This window comes from Bacteroidia bacterium (genome assembly GCA_027493955.1).
GTDB lineage: Bacteria > Bacteroidota > Ignavibacteria > SZUA-365 > SZUA-365 > JAOSJT01.
Genome location: JAOSJT010000001.1, coordinates 660,797 through 682,189, shown reverse-complemented (window position 1 = coordinate 682,189; position 21,393 = coordinate 660,797). Strand labels below are relative to the sequence as shown.

The 21,393-nt window shown below is 58.0% G+C and carries 13 protein-coding genes; 5 read left to right on the top strand and 8 right to left on the bottom strand.

The window, feature by feature from the left end:
- Positions 1-22: 22 nt before the first annotated feature.
- A complete protein-coding gene (locus tag M5R41_02670; GenBank protein MCZ7555293.1) occupies positions 23-5,041 on the top strand; it encodes a choice-of-anchor D domain-containing protein in 5,019 nt (1,672 codons plus the stop codon).
- A 54-nt stretch (positions 5,042-5,095) separates the two neighbouring features.
- On the opposite strand, the gene M5R41_02665 is transcribed toward M5R41_02670, so the two are convergent.
- From M5R41_02665 to M5R41_02640, 6 genes are all read right to left on the bottom strand, one after another.
- Positions 5,096-5,932, bottom strand: a complete 837-nt coding sequence (locus M5R41_02665) for a hypothetical protein (GenBank protein ID MCZ7555292.1) — start codon at positions 5,930-5,932, stop codon at positions 5,096-5,098.
- A gap of 4 nt (positions 5,933-5,936) precedes the next feature.
- Positions 5,937-6,695, bottom strand: a complete 759-nt coding sequence (locus M5R41_02660) for a hypothetical protein (protein MCZ7555291.1) — start codon at positions 6,693-6,695, stop codon at positions 5,937-5,939.
- Positions 6,692-7,354, bottom strand: coding sequence for a 16S rRNA (guanine(527)-N(7))-methyltransferase RsmG (rsmG, locus tag M5R41_02655; GenBank protein MCZ7555290.1), 663 nt, complete (start codon positions 7,352-7,354; stop codon positions 6,692-6,694). The genes M5R41_02660 and rsmG overlap by 4 nt, the downstream gene beginning before the upstream one ends.
- Positions 7,355-7,590: 236 nt before the next feature.
- The gene (locus M5R41_02650; protein ID MCZ7555289.1) at positions 7,591-9,165 is read right to left on the bottom strand and encodes an OmpA family protein; all 1,575 of its coding nucleotides are present in this window, start codon (positions 9,163-9,165) and stop codon (positions 7,591-7,593) included.
- Between the two features lie 2 nt (positions 9,166-9,167).
- Positions 9,168-9,935 carry a hypothetical protein gene (locus M5R41_02645; GenBank protein ID MCZ7555288.1) on the bottom strand — a complete coding sequence of 256 codons (768 nt, stop codon included), beginning with the start codon at positions 9,933-9,935 and terminating at the stop codon, positions 9,168-9,170.
- Positions 9,936-9,973: 38 nt separating this feature from the next.
- On the bottom strand, positions 9,974-13,753 hold the full coding sequence (locus M5R41_02640; GenBank protein ID MCZ7555287.1) for a hypothetical protein: 3,780 nt from the start codon (positions 13,751-13,753) through the stop codon (positions 9,974-9,976).
- Positions 13,754-14,137: 384 nt separating this feature from the next.
- Here M5R41_02640 and M5R41_02635 point away from each other — a divergent pair, with 384 nt between their 5' ends.
- The 4 genes from M5R41_02635 (at position 14,138) to M5R41_02620 (ending at position 19,811) form a co-directional block, all read left to right on the top strand.
- Positions 14,138-15,700 carry a T9SS type A sorting domain-containing protein gene (locus tag M5R41_02635; protein ID MCZ7555286.1) on the top strand — a complete coding sequence of 521 codons (1,563 nt, stop codon included), beginning with the start codon at positions 14,138-14,140 and terminating at the stop codon, positions 15,698-15,700.
- 228 nt (positions 15,701-15,928) lie between these two features.
- Positions 15,929-16,498, top strand: coding sequence for a sigma-70 family RNA polymerase sigma factor (locus M5R41_02630; protein ID MCZ7555285.1), 570 nt, complete (start codon positions 15,929-15,931; stop codon positions 16,496-16,498).
- A complete protein-coding gene (locus tag M5R41_02625) occupies positions 16,499-18,166 on the top strand; it encodes a hypothetical protein (GenBank protein MCZ7555284.1) in 1,668 nt (555 codons plus the stop codon).
- Positions 18,167-18,344: 178 nt separating this feature from the next.
- A complete protein-coding gene (locus M5R41_02620) occupies positions 18,345-19,811 on the top strand; it encodes a PQQ-binding-like beta-propeller repeat protein (GenBank protein ID MCZ7555283.1) in 1,467 nt (488 codons plus the stop codon).
- A gap of 149 nt (positions 19,812-19,960) precedes the next feature.
- Here M5R41_02620 and M5R41_02615 read toward each other — a convergent pair whose 3' ends face one another.
- Entirely contained in the window at positions 19,961-20,185 is a 225-nt protein-coding gene (locus M5R41_02615) for a hypothetical protein (protein ID MCZ7555282.1), read from the bottom strand.
- A 5-nt stretch (positions 20,186-20,190) separates the two neighbouring features.
- Complete coding sequence (locus tag M5R41_02610; GenBank protein MCZ7555281.1) at positions 20,191-21,333, bottom strand: acyl-CoA dehydrogenase family protein; 1,143 nt, start codon at positions 21,331-21,333, stop codon at positions 20,191-20,193.
- Positions 21,334-21,393: the final 60 nt, after the last annotated feature.

Genomic DNA, 21,393 nt, shown 5'->3' with positions numbered 1-21,393 from the left:
GTGTAGAGGAAAGGATACGGGCATGAAATACACTACCATCTTCGCGCTGTCCTGCCTTCTGCTGTCAGCAGTCCCGCACGCGCACGGACAACTCACCTTCCGCATCGTGGACACGGACGGCAGCAGATACCCGCAAATCGGTGTGCGCTTCCTGGCGCAGGACGCCGCAGGGAAAGAGATCCGGCAATATGCGCCGTCGGATTTTACCGTGGTCGAAAACGGTATCACGCGTCCCGTCATTTCCGTGAGCTGTCCTCCCCCGCTTACTCCGGTGCTGTCGCTCACGCTGACTGTGGATCTGAGTTTCAGCATGACGGTGGACAACCGCCTCGCGAACATGAAGATGGCCGCCTCACAGTTGGTCAACGATCTCACGTATCCTCCGGCCGCGACCGGCATCACCACGTTCTCAGATAATCCGAACATCCGGCTGCAGTACACCTCCGATAAGGCGGCGATACTTGCGTCCATCGACAGCATGCGCGCCTCGGGCGGCGGTACCGATTTCATTACCGCGTTCATGGATCCCATCGCCGGCGCCATCGCGTTCACCGCCAACAGACCACAGCCGCGTTATATCGTGTTCATCACCGATGCCGTGCAGATTATGACCAACCCGCAGGTGACACAGATCGTAACAGCGGCGCGGGCGGCCAATATCAAGATTTTCACCGTCTCCCTGTCTCCCAATACGATCAATACCAGTCTGCGTCAAATCGCCACGCAAACACAGGGCGCCTGGTTCGAGGATGTCGTCACAGAAGCCAAAGCGCGGGATATCTTCAAGCAGATCGGCGAACAGATTTTTCTCTATGAGCCCTGCGAACTCGTCTACACGACCGACGGCTGCGACACAGAACGGGATGTGGACGTGACCTTGCGCAAAAACAACCGCACAGTAACCCAGAATACCACTGTTTCCGTCCCTGCGAACAAAATCATCGGCATCGACGCATCCAGTGTCCTGCTCGATTATGGCGTGGTAAACGGAGGTTCGACAAAGGAAATGACGGTGACGCTCACAGCGCGTAATGGCGCTGTCAACGTACAGAGCATCACGTCGCCGGAGGTTGCGTTCCGCATTCTCGATTACGGCGGGACGGCACCGCCGTTCACCCTTGCAGCCGGACAATCGCGCACGCTGCGGGTTCAGTATCGGCCTGTGAACACCGATCGCGTGTACGGCCGTCTTGTCATCAATGCCGACAGCCCCTGCCATGAAACCATCGCAATGAGCGGTGGCGTGTACGATCCGGGGCCGCTCAAGCTGCTCACACCCAATGGCGGCGAGAAAATGTTCAGCGGAAGCTTTTTCCGTCACACCTGGACAGGCGTGAGCGGCACCACTCCCGTGGAGGTGGAATACAGCACGAATCACGGCGACGACTGGCTGCGCATCAGTGACAACGTGTACAACTATTTTTATAATTGGCGCGTGGCGAATACGCCGAGTCCCAACTGCATTGCATTAGTCTCGACGAAAGAAGAGCGTATCACGCAGTTGGACGGGGCCTGGGGCATGCTTCAGCCGGCACCGATCACTTCTATCGCCGTCGCGGCTTCGGGCACGCTCACCGCGCTCGGCCTGCAGAACGGACAGATCAAGCTCTTCTACCCGAAGGATGGGGCCTTCATCACCATACTCCCGGGTCACACCGGCGGAACGCGTGCGCTGGCGTTCTCGCCCGATATGCGCCTTCTCGCTTCGGCCGGAGCGGACGGCACGGTAAAACTCTGGGACATGCAAACTTCCACGTTGCAACGCACACTCACCGGCCTGGCCGGGACCTTGCACAGCGTGGCGTTCTCGAAAGACGGGACACTTCTTGCCGCGTCCGATGCGACGACGGTCATCCTGTGGCAGACGTCGAACTGGGGCGAGCGCTGGCGCCATAACGGCGACAGTGGTGCGGATGGCGACGTAGCCATTGCTCCCGACAATTCTTACGTCGCCTCGACGGCGACCAACCGTATCGCCATACTCAACGTCAGCGACGGCAGCCGTTTGCGCAATCTCACGGGGCACAGCGGAGCCATACGTTCCATCGACATCGCGCACGAAGGTTCCGTGCTGGCGAGCGGTTCCGACGACAGATCCGTACGGCTTTGGAATACGCGCACATGGCAGACGATTCGCTCCTTTTCCGGACATTCAGATGCGGTGCGATCGGTACAACTGGCCAACGCAGGAATCCGCGTCATCTCCGCTTCGCGCGACAACAGCGTGCGCATCTGGGAAAGCCGCACGGGTGCCTTGCTGCACACGTTCAACGGGCATACGGACGATGTGCTGGCCGTGGCCGTTGATCACAGACTGAAGCTGGTGCTATCCGGCGGTGACGATCAACGCCTGCGTTACTGGGGCTACGTGCCCCCGCTCGCGGACAAGAGCGATGATTTGTGGGAGATCATCACCACAGTGACCTCGCTCACGCACAACATGCCGGATTTCGATCCTCTCCGCTGCCCGGATACCTGGTCGGAAGTTGAAGTGCTGCTCGAGAACATCGGAAACCAGGATGTGACGCTGACCCGCATGCACATCAGCGGGCAAGACAGTGCGGTCTTTTCCATCGAAGGCGGATTCACGATTCCCCCGCAAGTGGTCATGAAGCCGGAGGATTCTCTTCGTGTGCGTTTGCGTTTCTTCCCGCCCGTTGCCGGCACATTCAATTCCGAACTGATATTCGAGACCAATATCCCGGGCAGTCCGGTATACGCCATTCCACTAAGCGGACGCAAGGATACGGTAAGCATGGCGGTGTCGGAGGACACGCTGTACGCCGGAGAATTCTATCAATGCTCCGACGCGGCCTTCCTGCCGCTCATTCTCACCAACACCGGTATGCTTACCATCGCCGTGGATTCCATTGACTCATCCCTGGGCGATGTGCTGAGTTTTGCGGGAACCATGCCTCGCACCATGCTGCCGGGGCAACAGGATACGATACTTGTGCGCGTGCTTCCGAAGGCGGATGGTCCGTTCGACGGAACCCTCCGCATGCGTGTGTCACCCTGCTCGTACGAACACGAGGTGCGAGTCATCGGACATCGCATTACGGCGACACCCATCGCGCGGCCCAATCCGGTGGATTTCGGTTTCGCGGCGATAGGCGAAAAGAACACCCGCACCCTTTCGCTGGTCAATCCGGCGGTTGTGGATATGGAAATAGACAGTTTCGCTGTTCTCTTCCCTTCACCCCCGTTCCGGCTCGTCTCAGGACCTGACAGCGCGTTTATCATTCCCGCGAACGACAGCGTCGTATTCGTGTTCGAATACGAACCGGAGAGTGAGGGCGCGGCATCAGGACAGATGTTCTTTCATGCCTCGTTGCCCTGTCTCGATTCCATACTTGTGGATCTTGTGGCTTCGTCCTCGCGCAAACCGTCCATCGCGTTCACGAAAACGGATTTCCCCCAACTGGTCTGCGCAGACGACACGGTGGCCTACGCCGAAGCGACGTTACGCAACACAGGCGGATTACCCCTTACCATTTCGGCCATGCGTTTCGGCGGTGCGAATCCGGGAGATTTCCGTGTTGTATCGCCTCTGCCGCCAGTGACCATTCCCGTCGGGGGATCGCAGACGTTCCAGCTCGCCTTTAATACACAGACCTTACGTCAAACGCGCAACGGCGACCTCATCGTTGATAGCGATGCGGAGAACTTCCCGGTATTGACCATTCCGTTCTCCGGTTTCAAACATGAAGTCGCACTGGAGGTGATCGGGCGCGATCACGATTTCGGCGAATTGTACGGATGCAATTTCCCAGTGTACGATACAGTGATCGTGCGCAATCCCGGCACGCTGGCGCTCGCAGTTGAAATTGACACATCTTTGCTGCGCACCGGATACACCATGCAGCCGCGCACGAGCAGCATCACCCTCGGGCCGGGGGCTTCGCAGACGTTTATCCTGACCTTCGATCCGACGGTTTTCGGTGCGCGCAGCGAGCGTTTCTCGTACACAGTATCGCCCTGCCTCACCGGCGGCGCGTTCTCCTACGACTACACGTATTCCGATCACGTCGCCGCAGTGCAACCGCAGCTGCTGGATTTTGGAACCCTCGGCGTCGGGGCTGTCGCTACACAATCCTTTACCATACGGAATCCGTATGGTAAGCCCATGTCGCTGGCGTATATCGGTACTGCTTTCAGCGGACTGCGCTCCTGGTCACCCAATCCGTTGCCCGACCTGCTTGCTCCGGGAGCAACGGTCACCATCACGCTCGAATTCGGAGATGATCAAGCGGTGACCTATGCGGACAGTATCCGGATCGCGACGAGCATCAACGGCTGCACTGATTCCTCCCGGGTGATTCACCTGCGCGGACGCGTTGAAGGATCGGTGGCCACGGTCGAGCTCCCCACGCTCACTGCGGCGATAGGCGAACGCATCACCATACCCTTGCGTTTGCGCAACAGCAGCAATCTGGCATTGACGGCAACGAAGTCCTTCCGCCTCGCGCTGTTGTTCAACCGCTCGATGCTCTGGCCCGAGGCCGTGAGCAGCAGTTCCGGCGTCGCAACCATGAGCAGTGAAGCCGCGGGTGCATACCAGCGCGTCACCATCGACGTCACGCAGCCAAGTTCTCCCCAGGACGGTGTACTCGTAGAACTCCGTTGCCTCGTCCTGCTGGGCAACAACGATGTGACACCGCTGACCATCGACTCCTTCCAATGGCTTGAGGGCACGACGGTGACTCAGACGATCTCCGGAAGTTTCACCGCGACCGGCATTTGCGAGGCGGGCGGCAAGCGCCTGCTCGCGCCTCCGGGTGTACCGTCGCTGCGGCGTAACGCCCCGAATCCCTTCACCGGCAGCACGGAGTTGGCCTATTACCTGCCGGAAGACGCATATGCCGACCTGCGCGTGTACAATGGTCTCGGGCGTGAAGTCGCCGTGCTGGCGGAGGGCTTCCTGCCCGCAGGTATGCATCTCGTCGCCTTCGACGCCACGCACCTCCCGTCGGGCGTGTACGTGGCAATGCTGCGCACCGCGGACGGTGTACAGACCCTGCGCATGCTGCGCGCGAAGTAGCGGTACAAGTATCTGTTAGAAACCTCACACGGAGAGCCCGTGTGAGGTTTTTTTTTAGGATCCCAGTTTGACGTTCGCGCGATAGATCAGCTTTCCATCGCGGACATCAATGATCGATTCACGGAGTTTCATCGGGACGGATTCAAATTGGTAATTCTTTACCGAATAATCGGTTGCCGGTACGGGGAATTTCATCGCCGCATCGAAAAAGGACGGGATGGCGAGTACGGGAATGACTTTTTCCACTTCGAGAGGAATATCCTCGCTCCAGGGCACTTCCCAGCCCAGCAGATTGATACGAAAGACGGCCCGAAGCATGATTCTGTCTTTCACTGGTGTGAGCACGAAGGAGCCGTTGTTACCGGCGGATAACGTAAAACGCACCGTGTCGCGCAACGCGAGCTGGATTTTCGGAGATACGGATCCAGGAACACCGGTATAGCGACCGCTCACATGCAGACGACCTTCTCCTTCGAGACCCAACACCGCTTCGAGACCCCGGCGTCGCGATTCGAGAAATTCGAAGCGTCGGAGGTCCAGAACGACCCGCCCGCTGTCAATGTCCAGGCGATTCGTGTACGTGATACCAAGCACGCTTTTCCGTTCTTCGAGCAGCGGCCGGGTTGCGAGAAACGTGATGGTCAGATCGTCGGTTCGCTGCCGCGCAAGCGCCGTACCGATACGGTTCGCGGCGGACAGGCGAAGTGACATTCCGAGATCACGTTGGGTCCGGTACTGCTGCTGCAGCACATGCAAGGGTCGTTCGGCATCCGCCAGGGCGCCTTGGAGGGATGCGATGCGTTTCGCAGACTCTTCCAGCGTCGGGAGATCCATGGAAGAACAGGCGGCGAGCAGGGTAAGCGGTGCGAGCAGTAGCAGAATGCGTTTCATGCTTTCACCTCCCCCGCACATCACCGAGACTGATGGCAAGGACCACCATCTCGTCGAACACCAGCAGATCCGTTATGCGAAGCTTGTATGCCAGCATGCGCCGGGGCGAATCAAGCACGATGTTCACTTTACTACGCACCTCGTTTCTCGTACCATCGATTGTGAAAACATCGTCAAAGGAAAGCGGCATGCGCACAGGCGGAAATTCATCTTTCATCGTGCCAAGTTTTACGCGAATGACGTCTTCGATAATTTCTTCGGCGACAGAGAGAAGTCCGGGCGCTTGCACAGCGGGCTGCACGTTGAAGGGGTCCATTTCAATGACAAGCTCGTTCCCCTGAGGAACGAAGGCCAAAACGCAGTCCATGAGCAGCGAAACGTCGACGTCGTGCGTTTCGCTCCGCACAGAGAGCTTGAGTGATGCCGTAGCAGATCCATGGTGCAGCACCGTCGCAATGGAGTCGATGGTGTAGGGCATAGTGCGGTCCAGCCAGCCCTTCCGTCCGCGTAATAAGTGCATTGCGTCCGCGACCAGCTGCTCGGAAAGAATGAGCGTCGCATCCGCATCCTCCACATCGAATCCGCGCTGCAGACGTTCATTCAGGCGTAACGCGGCGACATGCCGGGTTTCGAGCATGGCGGCTTCACGCGCGAGAGCGTAGCGCTCGCGATCGATATTACCGCCGGCGATGCTTTTCACCAAGGCGCATCCTTGCAGCAGCACACCGGCAATGCAGACAGTGAGAACAAAGAGACGGCTCACGTAAAACGAACCTCTATCAGTTTTTTTTCTTCGTTGTTGAACCATGGTTCTCCCTCGAGAACAATATCGAGCACCTCCGTGTGCTGGACGCCGGCGTGCTGCCGGGCTTCGGCGAGCTCCGCGGCAATATCTCCGCCCTTCCATGCCATGAGCAATCGCTGCCCATCACGCCGGAACAGGGGCCAGGACCAGCGCGAGAGAGCCAGCATACGCGTTACTCCGCGCGCCAGTACCACATCGACACTCTGTCGCAGCCGGGTCTGTTCTTCTATGCGTCCGGCTACGCAACGCACGTTACCCATGCCCAGCGCGGTAACGATTGCCTCCACCGCGCGCATTTTCTTGCCAATAGAATCGACAAGTACAAATGACGACTCCGGGAGCATAATCGCCAGGGGGATACCGGGCAGGCCGCCTCCCGAACCGAGATCGATGTACGTCGCGACAACAGGCAGGCGGCGCATGAAAAGCGGCGCTAGACTATGGAGTATGTGATGCAGCCACACCTGCTCCTCGTCTTTGCGTGAAATCAGGTTGATGCTTCGGTTCCACTCGAGGAGGAGATCCACATAGCGAGGCAGAGCATCACTCTGTGCACTGTCGAGTTCGATACCGGCGGTGTGGAGGTGCTGTTGTAGTGTTGCGAAAGTTGCGGACATGGTGCTCGTTTCCGTTCAATCCGCAAGTTACAGAATCCCTCCCGATCGCGGAAATGTGCATCGCCAAGAAACAGCTTCCAGGCTCACCCCTTGCGCTATTTTCCGCATCCTGTTGTGAACACGATATGGGAATACCTTCGACACGGTCCTGATTCTGTCGCAGACCGGCGGCAGAGGGAGGTGTCACATGAGTTTACAACAGGACAGACCGCTCTATCGGCGCGGTCTGCACCCGTTTACTCGTTCCGTATGATCGCGATCTCCACGCGGCGATTGCGCTGCCGTCCTTCGTCCGTGGCATTGCTGGCAATGGGCTGGGTTTCGCCGTAGGTACGGATCTCCATCGGATTCCGCAGGATGACATTTTTTCCGCGAAGATAGGTTGCCACATAGCGCGAGACCTCCGATGCGCGGTTGTAGCCAAGCTTGATGTTGTACACATCCGTGCCGAGCGAATCCGTATGGCCGGAGAAAACGACGGTGGAGTTCGGGTATAATGCGAGCAGTACTGCGGCGCTATCGAGTTTTTCCTCTTCCTCCGGCCGGATGTCCGAGAGGTCGAAGTCGAATTCCACGGTAAACGCAAATATTTTTCTTTCGTCCTCCGTGACAGGCGTCAAGGCGAGAATCCGTTCGACGACATCACTGCCCCCTTCACGAAGCGCTCCCGCTGCGACGCCGTCACGCACCGATAGCACAACTTCTTCGAAACCGTTCATAAAGCCGGAGTGGGACGCGGTCACGGAAAACTTTCGCCGCTCGCCCACCGCCACATCAACCTTCCCTGCCCCTGCGGCGAGCGGCGCGTCGCTGCCGGCATCCGCGATGGTAATGTTGGCGGGAATCGCTTCGCGTGTGAAGGCGTTGACGCTTTTCACGCGCAGAACGATGGGGCGCGCCTCGGGCGGCGGAGGAGGCAACGCAACCGCGACACGCTCGATACGATACAGATCGTACCCTCCACGACCACCGTCCCGATTGGACGCCACGTAACTCGCATCCGCTTCGGGACCACCGCAGAGGAAAAGGTCGTCGTCCTCGCTGTTAAAGGGCGGTGGCAGAAGCTTCGGGCGCTTCCAGTTTTTTCCATCATATTCGCTGGCGTAGAGATCGAAACCGCCATAGCCGTTCCGGGAATCGCTGGCGAAATACAGGAATTTTCCATCTGCTGAAAACGACGGCGTGATCTCATTACCACGCGTGTTGATGACCTCACCGAGCGATACCGGGGCCATCCAGCCATCCTGCCCCTTCATGCTCATATAGAGATCGCTGCCGCCCAGGCCTCTGATGCGCTCGGAGGCGAACACCAGCATCTTCCCGTCCGGTCGCACTACCGGATGATGATCCCACTCGATGTCATTCACGGGTGGCGGAAGGAGACGCACGTCCGTGATCACTCTTCCATCCCCCGACAGGCGCCCCTCGTAGAGGTCGCAATCACCCAGTCCCCCCTGCCTGTAGCATTGCCCGAACAGCAGGGAGGCATTTGAGATATGCATCGCCCCTGCACGATCACCGCCTCCTTCCACGCGCAGCGCAACGACATCGGAGGAAGTCGTCGAGCCCTCCGGGAGCAGATACATCCGGTGTTGCTCGTCGTCAGCAACTGCCCTGTCGGACACAAAGTACAGACCGTTGCGCGTGATCACGGGAGCCAATTCGTCAACCGCGGTATTTGCCTCGGTCACGGGATGCACAGTGAATCTGCTTCCGGTTTCGAGCACTGCTTCACGCGCCCCGCCACAGGAAGCGAGAAGGAGAGCAACCACACAAATGAGCGGAAGTCCAAAAGCATGTACTGTTTTCATGGCTACCACAGACGGATTTTGAGAAACAGGAGTCCATACACCGTCGTCACACTCCAGGAATCATCGGAGGACACTGTCGTAAGCGGGAGATTGACTCCGACTTGCGGTGTGATCATGATCATCGAAGACAGTTGCAGGTCCGCACCCGCGCCCAGCGCGGCGGCGAGCCGGAGCGATTTTCCACCCGGAATATCACTCTCCGCCAGCAGTGTCATCTGCGAACTACCGTCATTGTAGACGAGATCCGGTGTGAGGATGCGCTCCACATTGTCGTAACGGTATTTCAGAGGGAATCCAAGTTCGAGCCCGCCCTGAACGTATATCGGCGTTTGCGGGAAATACCATGCGAACGAGGGAGTGAAGGCGATGTAGCGCAGGGTGACATCTGAAGTTTTCCGATACCTGACGTCCTGATCCGGTTCATCGCCGACGATCACGGTGCGCCGCGTTTCTTCATAAGAGAATTCTGAAGAGACGTCGTAATACGTCAACAGAGCACGGATAGCAAAGCCCAGTTTCGGATAATCACGTGTGACATCGAGGGCGAACATGGGTGCTCCTCCCTTCTCGCCCCCGAAACTGCAATCGCAATTCGGAGAAAAGTTGCCGTTGTGCCAGAAGCCATATCCTCCGACACCCAGTCCGAGCCAGGTGCGGACGGGCTTTGCGGAAAGGATGTCGCTTTCGTACGGAACCATCCCCGAGGAATAATTCTGCCCGCCCGCAAGTGTCGGAATCAACAACAGTACCGCAAGCATTGCTGTTTTCATGATACCCCGCTCTTTTACTCGGCTACAGAATACAAAGATTACGGATGACGCACAAATGTGCGATACAGAGTGCTTTGTCCGGACTGCATAGCCAGGGTATATGTCCCCGCGGCAAGTCCTCCGACAGGGATGCGCATAGCCGTGGTACCGGCGGTACATTCCACATCAACGACAGTCCGCACAAGCCGTCCGGCGGCGTCATATATTCGAAGCACCACACGTTGCCGCACCGGAATCGTGACCGCAGTATACACCATCGTTCCCGTCGCCGGGTTGGGCCATGGTGCATGGAGATGCGGTTCTCCCGGAACTGCGGACGACACAAAAGAAGCGACGGTTTTCCATGCACCGAATCCCGTCCACGCGGTGTAGGCGTCGTGATACGCGAAACCGTAGCTGGACGCGCCGATTCCCCGCAGATCGCTGGTTTCGAGACGGTTCAGTCCGGTGGGCAGCAGCACGGACGCTGTCTTCCATCCAGGGGCTCCGGGAAGATCCAGCCAATCGCCCGCACTCAGTGCGCGATGATTGAGCCGCACCTCGTTCGTCGCATCCGTCGGCGCGATGATGTTGACGAAATTCGAATCCGTCATTTCCTCGCAAAGCAGTGACGCTGGCAGATCCCAGGCGTTTATCAATGTTGCGGGAGAGATGGGCACGAGCGTATTGCCCAAACCGCTCGCATCGCTCCAGCCATCACAGAAATCCCAATAGCCGATGAGTCCATCGGATTCAAACACGCCGATACGCTGATTGCGTTTTGAGAGAATCTGCGTCGGGGTGCGTACACCGCGCCAGAGACGGCATTCATCCATGTACCCGGACCAGTCCACCCCGGATGCGGCCCCGCCGAATGTCAGCGGCTGTAGCGGCGGTGAGGGCAGAGCGACCGTAGCCTGAATGCGCACACTCCCGTTCACGAAAACCTCCACGGTTCCGGCGTCGGCGTCCGCCACCACCGCGATATGCGCCCATTGCCGCTGGAAGATGATGTTATCCGTGGAAGAGAAATCCCTGCTTTGTCCCGCGTCAGCGACTGTGAGTATCACCCTGCTTCGAGTCTGATCAAAGTGCAACATCCAACCCCTGGCTGGGGATACCGCTTCCCACTGGCTGATGATGCTGCCCGACGACAGCGACTGCACCCAAGCCTCGAAGGTGAAGCTGCGTCTATCGGTCGTGGCATTCATCGGTATCTCCGTCCTGCCGCCGGCACCTACCGACAAGGACGTATTCGGCGCCAACACGGGATCCTCGGTGAGCATGCCCGCGGGAAAATAGTGACAGGAAATATGCCGATCGAGTGGCGTCAGCAGCAGCATGGAACCATCGCCGTATTCCGCCGTGTCGGCGTCCCAGCGCGCGGAATTCGCGAACTGCGCAACCATCACCGGCTTGTCCGCGGAGAGAAGGCGCGCGTGTTCGATATTCTCCTCATGCCAATCTCCGACGTTCTGCAGGGTCACCGTCCCCGATGGCGCGTCAACCTGCGTGTTCGGCTGCGTCGCGACGATTTTGTACGTGTCACCACGCAGGCGCGAACGAAACGGTACAGCGGCGTACTGCGTCCCGAGATACTCCACCGGAATCATCTGCTCCACATGCGGATTGAGAAAACCGGTGGCCGGCGTCGACACTGAAGGAATCCATCCCGACTCTCCTCCGCTGAATACGGCGACCGGCTTATCCGCCGTCACCCGCGACCCGGAGAGGGAGCCTCCGTCGCCGGGATAGCGCGATTTGACGCAATACACCTCACCCTGATCAAGAATCACGGTGAAGGGCTGGCCGTCCGGCCGATCTGTGGAGGTGATGGATTTCGGGATGATGGTGACTGTGGTCGCGTCCTCCGTCGCCAGGACGAGGAACTGCTCCCAGGCGCTTTCCCAATTGTAACCGACGGTGAGGTACTCCTTGCCCAGCGCATGTGCGGGAAGCACCGCTGTTCCATCGCTGTGTCGTTCGCGGTAATTGCCGATGTACACATGGACAGGTCGATCGCTGGTTAATCGCACCCCTGTTCGCACCTTCGTTTCGGCGGGGATGTTCGTAAGATCAACGTCGAGTTCAAACGCATCCATGCCTCCGACTGGTATACTGCCGCCGACCCAGTGCGTCCCGCCGAGATATCGAAGGAGAACATCTGCTCCTTGTGGCGCAGTGACGTACACACGCAGCGACTGCGCACCCGTGGCAACGTTATCGGGAAGAAAAGCCAGGAAAAAATCCGTCCCAGCCGTGCTGCTCCGTGTCTCGATGCACGGTTCGGCGTTGATTCCCGGTATTTGAACGATGACGGTGCATTCGGCGAGCACCTCCCCTCCCGCCAGGACACGCACAACGCAGGGTGCATACACATCCATTGACTGGACGATTCCTCGCAGAGCCCAGAGCAGCGAGGTGTTCTCTCCCGCACGCAGCGGATCGGGTTCGACAGGCTGATCCGTCGACGGCGAGATGAGGACAATTTCCTGGGGAAGTTGGATGGTCGCGCGCAGACCTGATACGGTGCGCCGGCCGGAATTGCTGATGGTCACGCGCAGCGGAAACGGATCAGGCGCATAGCCGAGGCCGCCCGGGTCGAGTCCGAGACGCACTGTGTCGCCGCAGGAAATGGAAATCTCTGTCGGACGTATCGGTGGAATGCGCGCATCGAGAGCGCAATGACGCTGCAGCGTGTCGGGGGCGATGACGGAAATATCCAGAGGCACGATGCTTAGTGTGTCGACCCCGGCAACATCAAACAGCCAGCGAGTGCTCGCATCGCCACCAGGCGGGATAGGTCCCGCGATGGTCTTTACGACGTTTTCGCCCGCCGAGAGAGTCAGCGGCGCGGTGGAGGTGATTGAAAGCTGTACGTTCTGCAAGGGCACACTGCCTGTATTGCGTACCACTGCGGTCACGGGCAGCGGCTGAGGGATGTATCCGCTGGAATCAGGGGTAATACCCAGCACGGGCACGGAGCAGGAAAGTTCGAGATCCGTTCGCACGAGAAAGCCATACTCCGTGGCGATGCGCCGCTGCTGCCCGACCCCGAGCGGCCGTTCATCCCAGCGCAGAAGCACCGCTGCATCAGTAAGCATGATACCCGAGGCGGTGTATTCCCATGCCACCGCTCCGAGATATCCGGAATACTGCCAGTTTCCGAGCACCAGCACATCCGGCGGCACCGCCCCAGCGGCGCTCTCCGTCCGTAAGCGCACACGATACGGAAGCGCGGGGGATGCGGCTTCGACAAGCCTCGGTACCGCCGCCCCGCTCCAGGCCGTTTCGCGATGCACCACTCTGTGATCCGCGAAGCATTGCGCGTTGTCGTCGCGCGATAACGTGATGTCGAAAAGATGCAGTACTCCGATTTCCGCGTTCCGCCGCCCGTGATTCTGGAATTGCGTTACAACATCCACGTAGGCGAAATCACCGTCCAGTGACGGAATGAAGTCTATCTGCACGCCGAGCGAATCGGGACCCTTGCGGAGCGTACTCAGCAGCCGTACCCTGTCCGACAGAGCTGACACGGAAACGAGCGGCAGCGGGACTGTGCCGGCAGGCGGTGTGCTGCGATTCCAGACATTCGTCGTGTAGGTCACAGATCCGAAGCGGACGTTGGTATAGGCGGTCACCCCGTTTTTCGATTGGAACAGCAACGGTGTGCCGTCCGCCGCTTCGATGCGGAACTGTCCTGAACTGCGTTCCACCGCAACCGTGATAAACCCATTTCCGACACGCACAAAATCGAAGCCACTCTGTTGCGCGGAGGCCCTGAATTGCGAGGCGAACAACAGGGCAAACGTGAATATCAGTATAAGGAAACAGCGCATTTCTCCTCCATAGATTTGGGCGATTCGGAAAAGTACTATTGTTTCTCTGTTATGGCAAGAGCCATGAGGCAGCGAACCAGCTGTGATGCTCGCTGCATGCCAGGCGAGGGCCTGACTCTCTGTTTTGTCAACGCCGCATCCGCGTCGCGCATCCCGTTGCGGTGAAAATCCCGTTGCGTTTTCTTTTGCGTTACAGTATATTCCGTACACGCCTGCGAGAGTATGTATTTCCATCGGTTCGCCTCCCTCACACTCCGCAGGCATGGAACAAGTGTGCACTTTCCGGCGTATAAGCCCGCTGTGCTTCACAGTACCATACGCACCTGTTCTGTCATTCCCGGAAATCAATGTTTTTTCACCATATCCGCGCGGAGGAGTAATGTTATGATCAATCGCAACCTGCTTTCTCTGACACTCGCTACCTTGCTTTCCATCACCATCCTGCATGCCGCGGGCGGTGGACCGGATCGCGGCGGTGTGCGTTTCGAATCCTCGCTCACATCCGATATTACCCGTCTCGTCGGCGAAGAGGTCTGTTTTACCCTGACCGCGCGTGACGAAAACGGCAACGTCATTCGCAGCTGGCATGAAATCGGCTCGCCGACCACCATTACTATGCGGAACTCCACGGCTAACAGCGATACGAGCACGCGCTCCTGGAACAGCGATCCCGATGGGTACACGTGGGCCATCATCACATCCGGTGGCGTCGAACTGACCGTCATTGACGATACGACCTGGTCCATCTCGCATACGGAGTTCGTTGATGGCGTCGTTCGTATCTGCATGATTCACACCAAGGCCGAAGCCGATATTTTCCTGGAAATTACCCCGTCTGTGCCTTTCCTCAATCAGATTTCGCAGTCGGTGGAGTTCGTCGCGGACGAGATTACGAATTATCTCGTGGACATCACTTCCTCCGTTCAACCCGAAGACGCTGTCTACAACATGCGTCCCTATGAAATCATCGTTGCGCCGCGCGACCGCTATCTCAATGTTTCCAACAAGGAAATTATCACAAAATTCTCCGCACGCTGGCCGGGAGAATTCAGCGCCGACACACCGGGACTCGCTGATATTTTCTCCGGTGAGGTCTTTATTCGCGGGCTCACCAATTATCTGATCGCATCCCGTGTCGAGCGCGAGAAGCCCATTGAGCCGCAGCACATCATGGCCTACGCTTCGGCGGATGCGTCCATCCACGGAATCACGGACCCGTACGAGGTCCGGTCGCACGCCCCCTTCCCTTTCACGCTGCAAACGCCGGTGGATCATACCATCCTGAATCTGACCAAACATGCCAACGTCGAAACGTTCACCTGGGAACGTCCCAATCCGCCTGATCCCTATTGGGACATTCAGATCTCCCGCTTCAACCCGGCGGTGGTGTCCGACGCGGTGGAATACACCTGGCATATCGTGGACAGCGTCAGTCTGACGCGGGCGGTGCGCATTCTCTCCAACAATAATGGAACCGAGCCGCAGCTCTCCATGACGCATGGTCAAATCTGGGGTGTCATGAAGACCATTTCCGGTCAGGCCACCACACAGTCGTTCCAATGCCTCTGGTACGTTACCGCAACGGACGGTCTGTACACCACGACCAGCAATCCGTCTCCGGGCCATTACATCTCCATTGCCGCCACAGACATCGTTTCTGTGAAACCACAACCGGCAGCGCCGACCACGGTGGCCCTGGGGCAGAATTACCCGAATCCCTTCAATCCCTCAACGACGATTGAGTTTTCAACGACCCGCCGCGCCGGTGTCAAGCTGCGTGTGTTCGATCTGCTCGGAAGCGAGGTTGCGACCGTCATCAACCGCGAACTGGAGGCAGGATCGCATTCGGTGATCTTCGACGCTTCCAGACTGCAATCCGGGGTGTATGTGTACACACTCGAAGCCGAAGGCAAGCGCTTCTCCCGCCGCATGGTTGTGGCTAAGTGACGCCCGGAGGGAGCGATATCCCTCCTGCTTTACCCAAACGAGAAAGTCCGTCATTCGGCGGACTTTCCTCGTTCTGCCCTATGAAGGAATCGCACAAGTGTATTTCCACATGACCTCCGAATCTTTCGGGATAGGCGCTCGTATCCGGAACATTGTGCCCTGGCTTTCGTCTATATCAGAGTCCGTGAACGCATGGAAGGCATGACAGGTACTATTTCGGAAACGGTATTGTCACACGCACGTGACTTGAGCGATGACTTGCTCGTTACCCGCTTTCAGGGCGGAGATCACGATGCATTTCGTCACATCATGGACCGGCATTGCGAGCGGATACGGAATCTCATTTTCACCATGTTCAATTCCCGAGATATGGTCGACGATCTCACGCAGGAAGTGTTCATCAAAGCGTATCGTGCTTTGCCTGGTTTTCGTTTTGACGCATCCGTGCATACCTGGCTGTACCGCATCGCAGTGAACCACTGTCGCGATGAAATGCGCAGAAGAAAGATTCGCAAGGTGTTTTCATTGCAGCGCATGATGGATGCAGGAGATACGGAGATCGAGAGAGTGACCGCCGTACACCAGGATGAACATGAAACACAGGAATTCATCCAGGCAGGTCTTCAGCGCTTGCCCGAAAAATACCGCCTCCCTGTCATTCTGAAAGACGTGGAAGGCAGAACCTACGAAGAAATCGCCGACATCATGAAATGTGAACTCGGCACAGTAAAAAGCCGGCTTGCCCGCGGGCGGGGAATGCTCCGCGAGTATCTTTCGCCACTTTTGGAACGACACTGAATGAAGAGCCATCGTCATAGCGACCGGGAAGAGCAGCTCTCGCTGTACATTGACGGAATGCTCGAAGACGCGGAGCGCATTGCACTGGAACGCGAGCTTGCGCAGGACGAATCGCTCCGCTCCTTTCTGGCCGAACTCCGTGCGACATCCGAGCTTCTGCGTCACACCGCGCCGCTCGATGCAAATCCGTTTCTTGCGGAAAAAACACTGAACGAAATCAGACGCATGGAGGAAGCGGAAACGCTGCCGTTATCCATTCCGCGCAGGTATTTGCCTGTGTTCTCCGGCGTTATCGCACTGCTCATCATCACTGCCGGAGTTATCACCTGGTGGCAAGGCGGCGGCAGCATTCTCCGATTTTTTGAGGATAAAAGTAGCGAAGTTGCGCGCGTGTACGAAGAGGATATCCTCAAAGGTTGGATCATGCCCCTGTTCCAGCGCACGGATGATGACCAGGTCCTGGAATTCGCCATGTTCGGCACCCTGCCTCTCGATGCCGCGGAATCCACCACCCTGCGGATCGATCCGGCGACTTCGGACGGCTTCCGTGTCGAATTGGCCGGATCGCGCACTCCCGTCACGAAAAGTGCGACGCTGGAGGATCTCTATTCGCGTATTCGACCGAACGAGCGTCAGAGGCGGACGCTTGACACAATATTCGCCGAGGCCTCGCGCCGTATCGAATCGTCGGTGCTCCTCGATCAGCGGAAGCGGCTGGCCATCGACCCCGCCCTTCACTCCTTTCAGCGGGTTCTTCTTTCGAGCATCGCAACACAGCTCGATCAGCGGCAGCATGAGCTCTTCCGCGATTTCCTTGCGGAATACAACACGACCTATGAGCTGACGGAGCATGCCGCGAAATACTCCGACGCCAACTCTCCCGCGGCGATGCGTGCCCGCGCACCAATCGCGGGGCATCCGACCGATTTCGTCGTGCTATCTCCCGATTCGGTTCGCCTCGCAACGCTCAATCTGAATATGGACAGTCTGCGTCGCCTCATGCTCGTCATCGAAAGCAAGCTCCCGGAACTGGAAGAGCCGATTCGGCAACTTGCACGGGTAGTGTCGGAGCGGGCGAGCGATCTCGCCGTGGCGCAAGAGGTACGATCCCGAAGGGTGCGCATCGCCATTCCTGATGCGCCCGGCGTGCCCGGAGCTCTCTCCGTCACCATTGATGCGGAACCAAACACGGACTTTCGGTGGGTTGATAAGGAAATTGCATCCGCTGCACGCAACATGATCATCGTCCGCCGTGCTCTGCCTCCTCCCCCGCCTCGCGAAGCTCGTGGCGGTCTGCGTGAAACCGAAAAGCGCGTACGACTCCGTGTCGAGCATGACCGTGCGGAACGAGCCGCACTACGCGCGGATTCCGCTCTTCGTCATTTCATGATCGAACTGGAGCGGCTGCACGAGCAGGGAGAGGATTCGCTCGGCAGACCGGGAAGAAATATCGAGCTCCGCAGGTTGATAGGACCCGACGGCGGCATCCGATTGAACCTGGACAGTTTGCTTCGAAACAGCATCCCTCCAAATCCGGAAATTCAGGATATGATTCGGAAGGAACTGCGCGAAGAGCTGCGGCTCACGGCACCCGAACAACTGCATACTCCGACACCTCCCCGGCCACCGCGCGTCCGTGTCATCCAGGATACGAGCGTGGATATCTGAAATCTGTGATACGTCACGACGATGGGCAACATCGCCACTCGTCTCTCATCGAAGGAACGGGCATCCGCACCGATGCGCGGGTATGAGCGATTCGAGGTATGGATTTGAAGTATCTGTCGTCCATAACCGACCAAGGCTGTATCTCTTATCATTTGTGTTCATCCGCGTACCATCGTGCATGGATTTCGATCCGGATGCGTACTTTTATGGCATGACTCTGCGTTACCATATCGCGTTCCTGTTTTTCGCTTCCATCCTGCTGTTTGCCGCTTGCGATGAGGCACCCGACTCACCCCCTCCGTCAACACCCATCATCGTGAGTGCTCCCGATTCGGCCGGTGTGGATGACAACGTGCAATTGGTCGTATCCATCCCGCATCGGGGACAAGAAAACGAACGATTCACGCTGCTCATCGACTGGGGTGATGGTCGACAACCGACAGAGTACATCCGGGTCGAGGCCCTCTGGCAATTCATTGCCACGTACAGCTATTTCGATCCCGGGGATTTCGACATACGTTGCAGAGCCGTTGATGGAAAGGGACGTGTCTCCGCGTGGTCGGATCCCAGCCGCATCCGGATAGGCGGAATACCGCTCACCGGCAGAGGCGACTGGTGGATGTACATGCGTGATGCGCGCCACAGCGGACACAGCCTGCTCGCGGGTCCCTCCGTTCCATCAGTGCTTTTCAAACAACAGTATCTCTCACCGATACGGACTTCGGCGGCGTTCGACAGAAGCGGCAGCATGCATTTCGGCTACGATGGCTTCCGTCTGCTCGTTCTTTATGCTGACCACCGGGAAAAATGGTCGTACAGCACCGGGGGAGCACAGGTTCAATCCTCGCCCCTCCTGCTCGATGACGGTACCTCCTTGTTCGGCAGCAATTCCGCCAATGTCTATGCCGTGAACCGCTACGGGATAAAAATCTGGAACAGATCCGTCAACGGACCGATCGGGCTATCCAGTCCCGCTCCCCTTCCGGACGGCGGGTTCGTCGTCGGCTGCACCGACGGCCGTGTGTACGCGTTCGCGGGCGACGGCACACCGAAGTGGATGGTGATTACCAATGCCAGGGTCAGCGCCAGTCCGGCGGTGGATGACGACGGCACAACATACATCGGGAGTGAAGACCAGATTCTCTACGCAATCACCCCCACCGGCGCCGTTCGATGGACCTATTCTACCGATGCTCCGATCATCGGGAGTGCCTCCATCGCCGCGGACGGTTCCATCGTATTCGGCAACGATAACGGCTGGCTCCATGCACTGCGCAAGGACGGCAGACTCAAGTGGCGTCGCGATATGCGACATCCCATTCGCACCACACCCGCCACCACACGCGAAGGTCGCATCGTGTGCGCCTTGATGAATGGTGATCTCGTGTCGCTGCAACTGGACGGATCGGAAGACTGGCGAACGTCCTTCGGTCTCGCGGCCGCGCATTCGAGTCCTGTGATCGATGTGCATGGCACGGCCTACATCGGTGGGGCGGATGGCGCACTGTCCGCCATTGATCAGACGGGAAAGCTGCGGTGGCGCTACGAAACCGATGCCCCGATTACATCCACACCCTCCATCGGTCAGCGGGGGCAGCTTGTCTTCGGAAACGAAAAAGGATGGCTGTTTGTGTTGGGAGAATAGCGTCGCTGTGAAAGAGAACGGCCGCTTTCGCTGAATAGGGACACACCTCCGCAGGGAGGCGACACACTCACAGTTCTACAGCAGACCAGGTCAGTTTTTCTTGATTCCTCTCCCCACCAGCCTTTACCCTTCGCCCTCGATCTCACTTCTCACTTGACGATCAGTTTGTAGTACCGCTTCCCGTCCTCTTCGCGCATGAAGTCAAGGATATGCCGAAAGCCGGGATCACGATGCAAAAAAAAAGCCAGGCGCTCGAGCAGGGACGAAATCGCTTCGTCCTCCGTGGCGGCCCAGGTTTCGCACTCGCGTATGGAAGGGACACTGGCATCGACACCGGTGATCGTTTTCTCGATCACAATCGTGAATTGCGGCATCGGCATCAGTCCAGTAGATAGCGGCTGATGACCAGACGCTGGATTTCGGATGTGCCTTCGCCGATTTGCAGGAGGCGCTGGTCACGGTAAAAGCGTTCGATATCGTACTCTTTCATCAACCCATAGCCACCGTGAATCTGTACCGCTTCGTCCGCTACTTCCTTCGCAATCTCGGAACAGTACAGCTTGGACATGGCGGACTCTTTCGCGAAGGGCTGTCCTGTCTGTTTGAGCCAGCAGGCTTTGTAGAGCAGGTTGCGCGCAAGTTCAATCTTCAGAGCCATATCCGCGAGTTTGAATGCGATGATCTGGAAACTCGCGATGGCCCGGCCGAACTGTTTGCGGGTTTTGGCATGCTGCAAGGCGAGTTCGTAGGCGCCCTGTGCGAGCCCCAAGCCCATAGCGGCGATGGAGAGACGCCCGTCGTCGAGCGTGCGCAGCATAATTTTGGATCCCTCACCGCGTTGCCCGAGCAGATGATCCTCCGGAACACGGCAGTTATCGAAGTACAGCTCACTGGTATTGGAGGCACGCCACATCATTTTCTCCTTCATCGTACGAACACTGAAACCGGGAGTGTTTTGATTGACGATGATGGTGGAAAACTCTTTTCTGCCATCGGGCAGGACATCGGACACCGCCTGCACCGTCGCGCCGAGCGTGATATCCGTCGAAGCGTTGGTGATGAAAATTTTCGAGCCGTTCAGCACCCATTCGCCGTCCTCGATACGCGCTGTGGTCTTGCTGCCGCGGGAGTCGGACCCCGCTTCGGGTTCTGTGAGACCGAAGGCCCAGAGCGCCTCGCCGGTGCAGAGCGGAGGGAGCAGATCGTTCTTTTGCTGCTCATTCCCGAAATTGTAAATGGGCCCGATCCCAAGAGAATTATGTGCGGCGACGGTGGCCGCCTGCGAACTGTCCACGCGCGCCAGCTCTTCCACGGCGATGATATACGAGAGATAGTCCATTCCCTGACCGCCGTATTTCTCCGGAAGGACTATACCAAACAGTCCTATTTCTCCCATTTTCCGTGTGAGTTCGTACGAGAACTCTTCTTTCTCGTCCAAGTCCTTCGCCAGAGGGCGTATCTCGTTCTCCGCGAAATCGCGGACAGTACGGCGCAGCAGGTGATGCTCTTCACGTTCGAACATGTGATCTCCTCGTTCTCGTCGGTGCAATAGCGGGAACAGATGCCCGGAACAATCGGGTGC

Coding starts and splice junctions, on each gene's coding strand:
- M5R41_02670 (MCZ7555293.1), top strand. CDS start 23: ATGAAATACACTACCATCTTCGCGCTGTCCTGCCTTCTGCTGTCAGCA.
- M5R41_02665 (MCZ7555292.1), bottom strand. CDS start 5,932: ATGAAACGCATTCTGCTACTGCTCGCACCGCTTACCCTGCTCGCCGCC.
- rsmG (MCZ7555290.1), bottom strand. CDS start 7,354: ATGTCCGCAACTTTCGCAACACTACAACAGCACCTCCACACCGCCGGT.
- M5R41_02650 (MCZ7555289.1), bottom strand. CDS start 9,165: ATGAAAACAGTACATGCTTTTGGACTTCCGCTCATTTGTGTGGTTGCT.
- M5R41_02645 (MCZ7555288.1), bottom strand. CDS start 9,935: ATGAAAACAGCAATGCTTGCGGTACTGTTGTTGATTCCGACACTTGCG.
- M5R41_02640 (MCZ7555287.1), bottom strand. CDS start 13,753: ATGCGCTGTTTCCTTATACTGATATTCACGTTTGCCCTGTTGTTCGCC.
- M5R41_02635 (MCZ7555286.1), top strand. CDS start 14,138: ATGATCAATCGCAACCTGCTTTCTCTGACACTCGCTACCTTGCTTTCC.
- M5R41_02625 (MCZ7555284.1), top strand. CDS start 16,499: ATGAAGAGCCATCGTCATAGCGACCGGGAAGAGCAGCTCTCGCTGTAC.
- M5R41_02620 (MCZ7555283.1), top strand. CDS start 18,345: ATGGATTTCGATCCGGATGCGTACTTTTATGGCATGACTCTGCGTTAC.
- M5R41_02615 (MCZ7555282.1), bottom strand. CDS start 20,185: ATGCCGCAATTCACGATTGTGATCGAGAAAACGATCACCGGTGTCGAT.
- M5R41_02610 (MCZ7555281.1), bottom strand. CDS start 21,333: ATGTTCGAACGTGAAGAGCATCACCTGCTGCGCCGTACTGTCCGCGAT.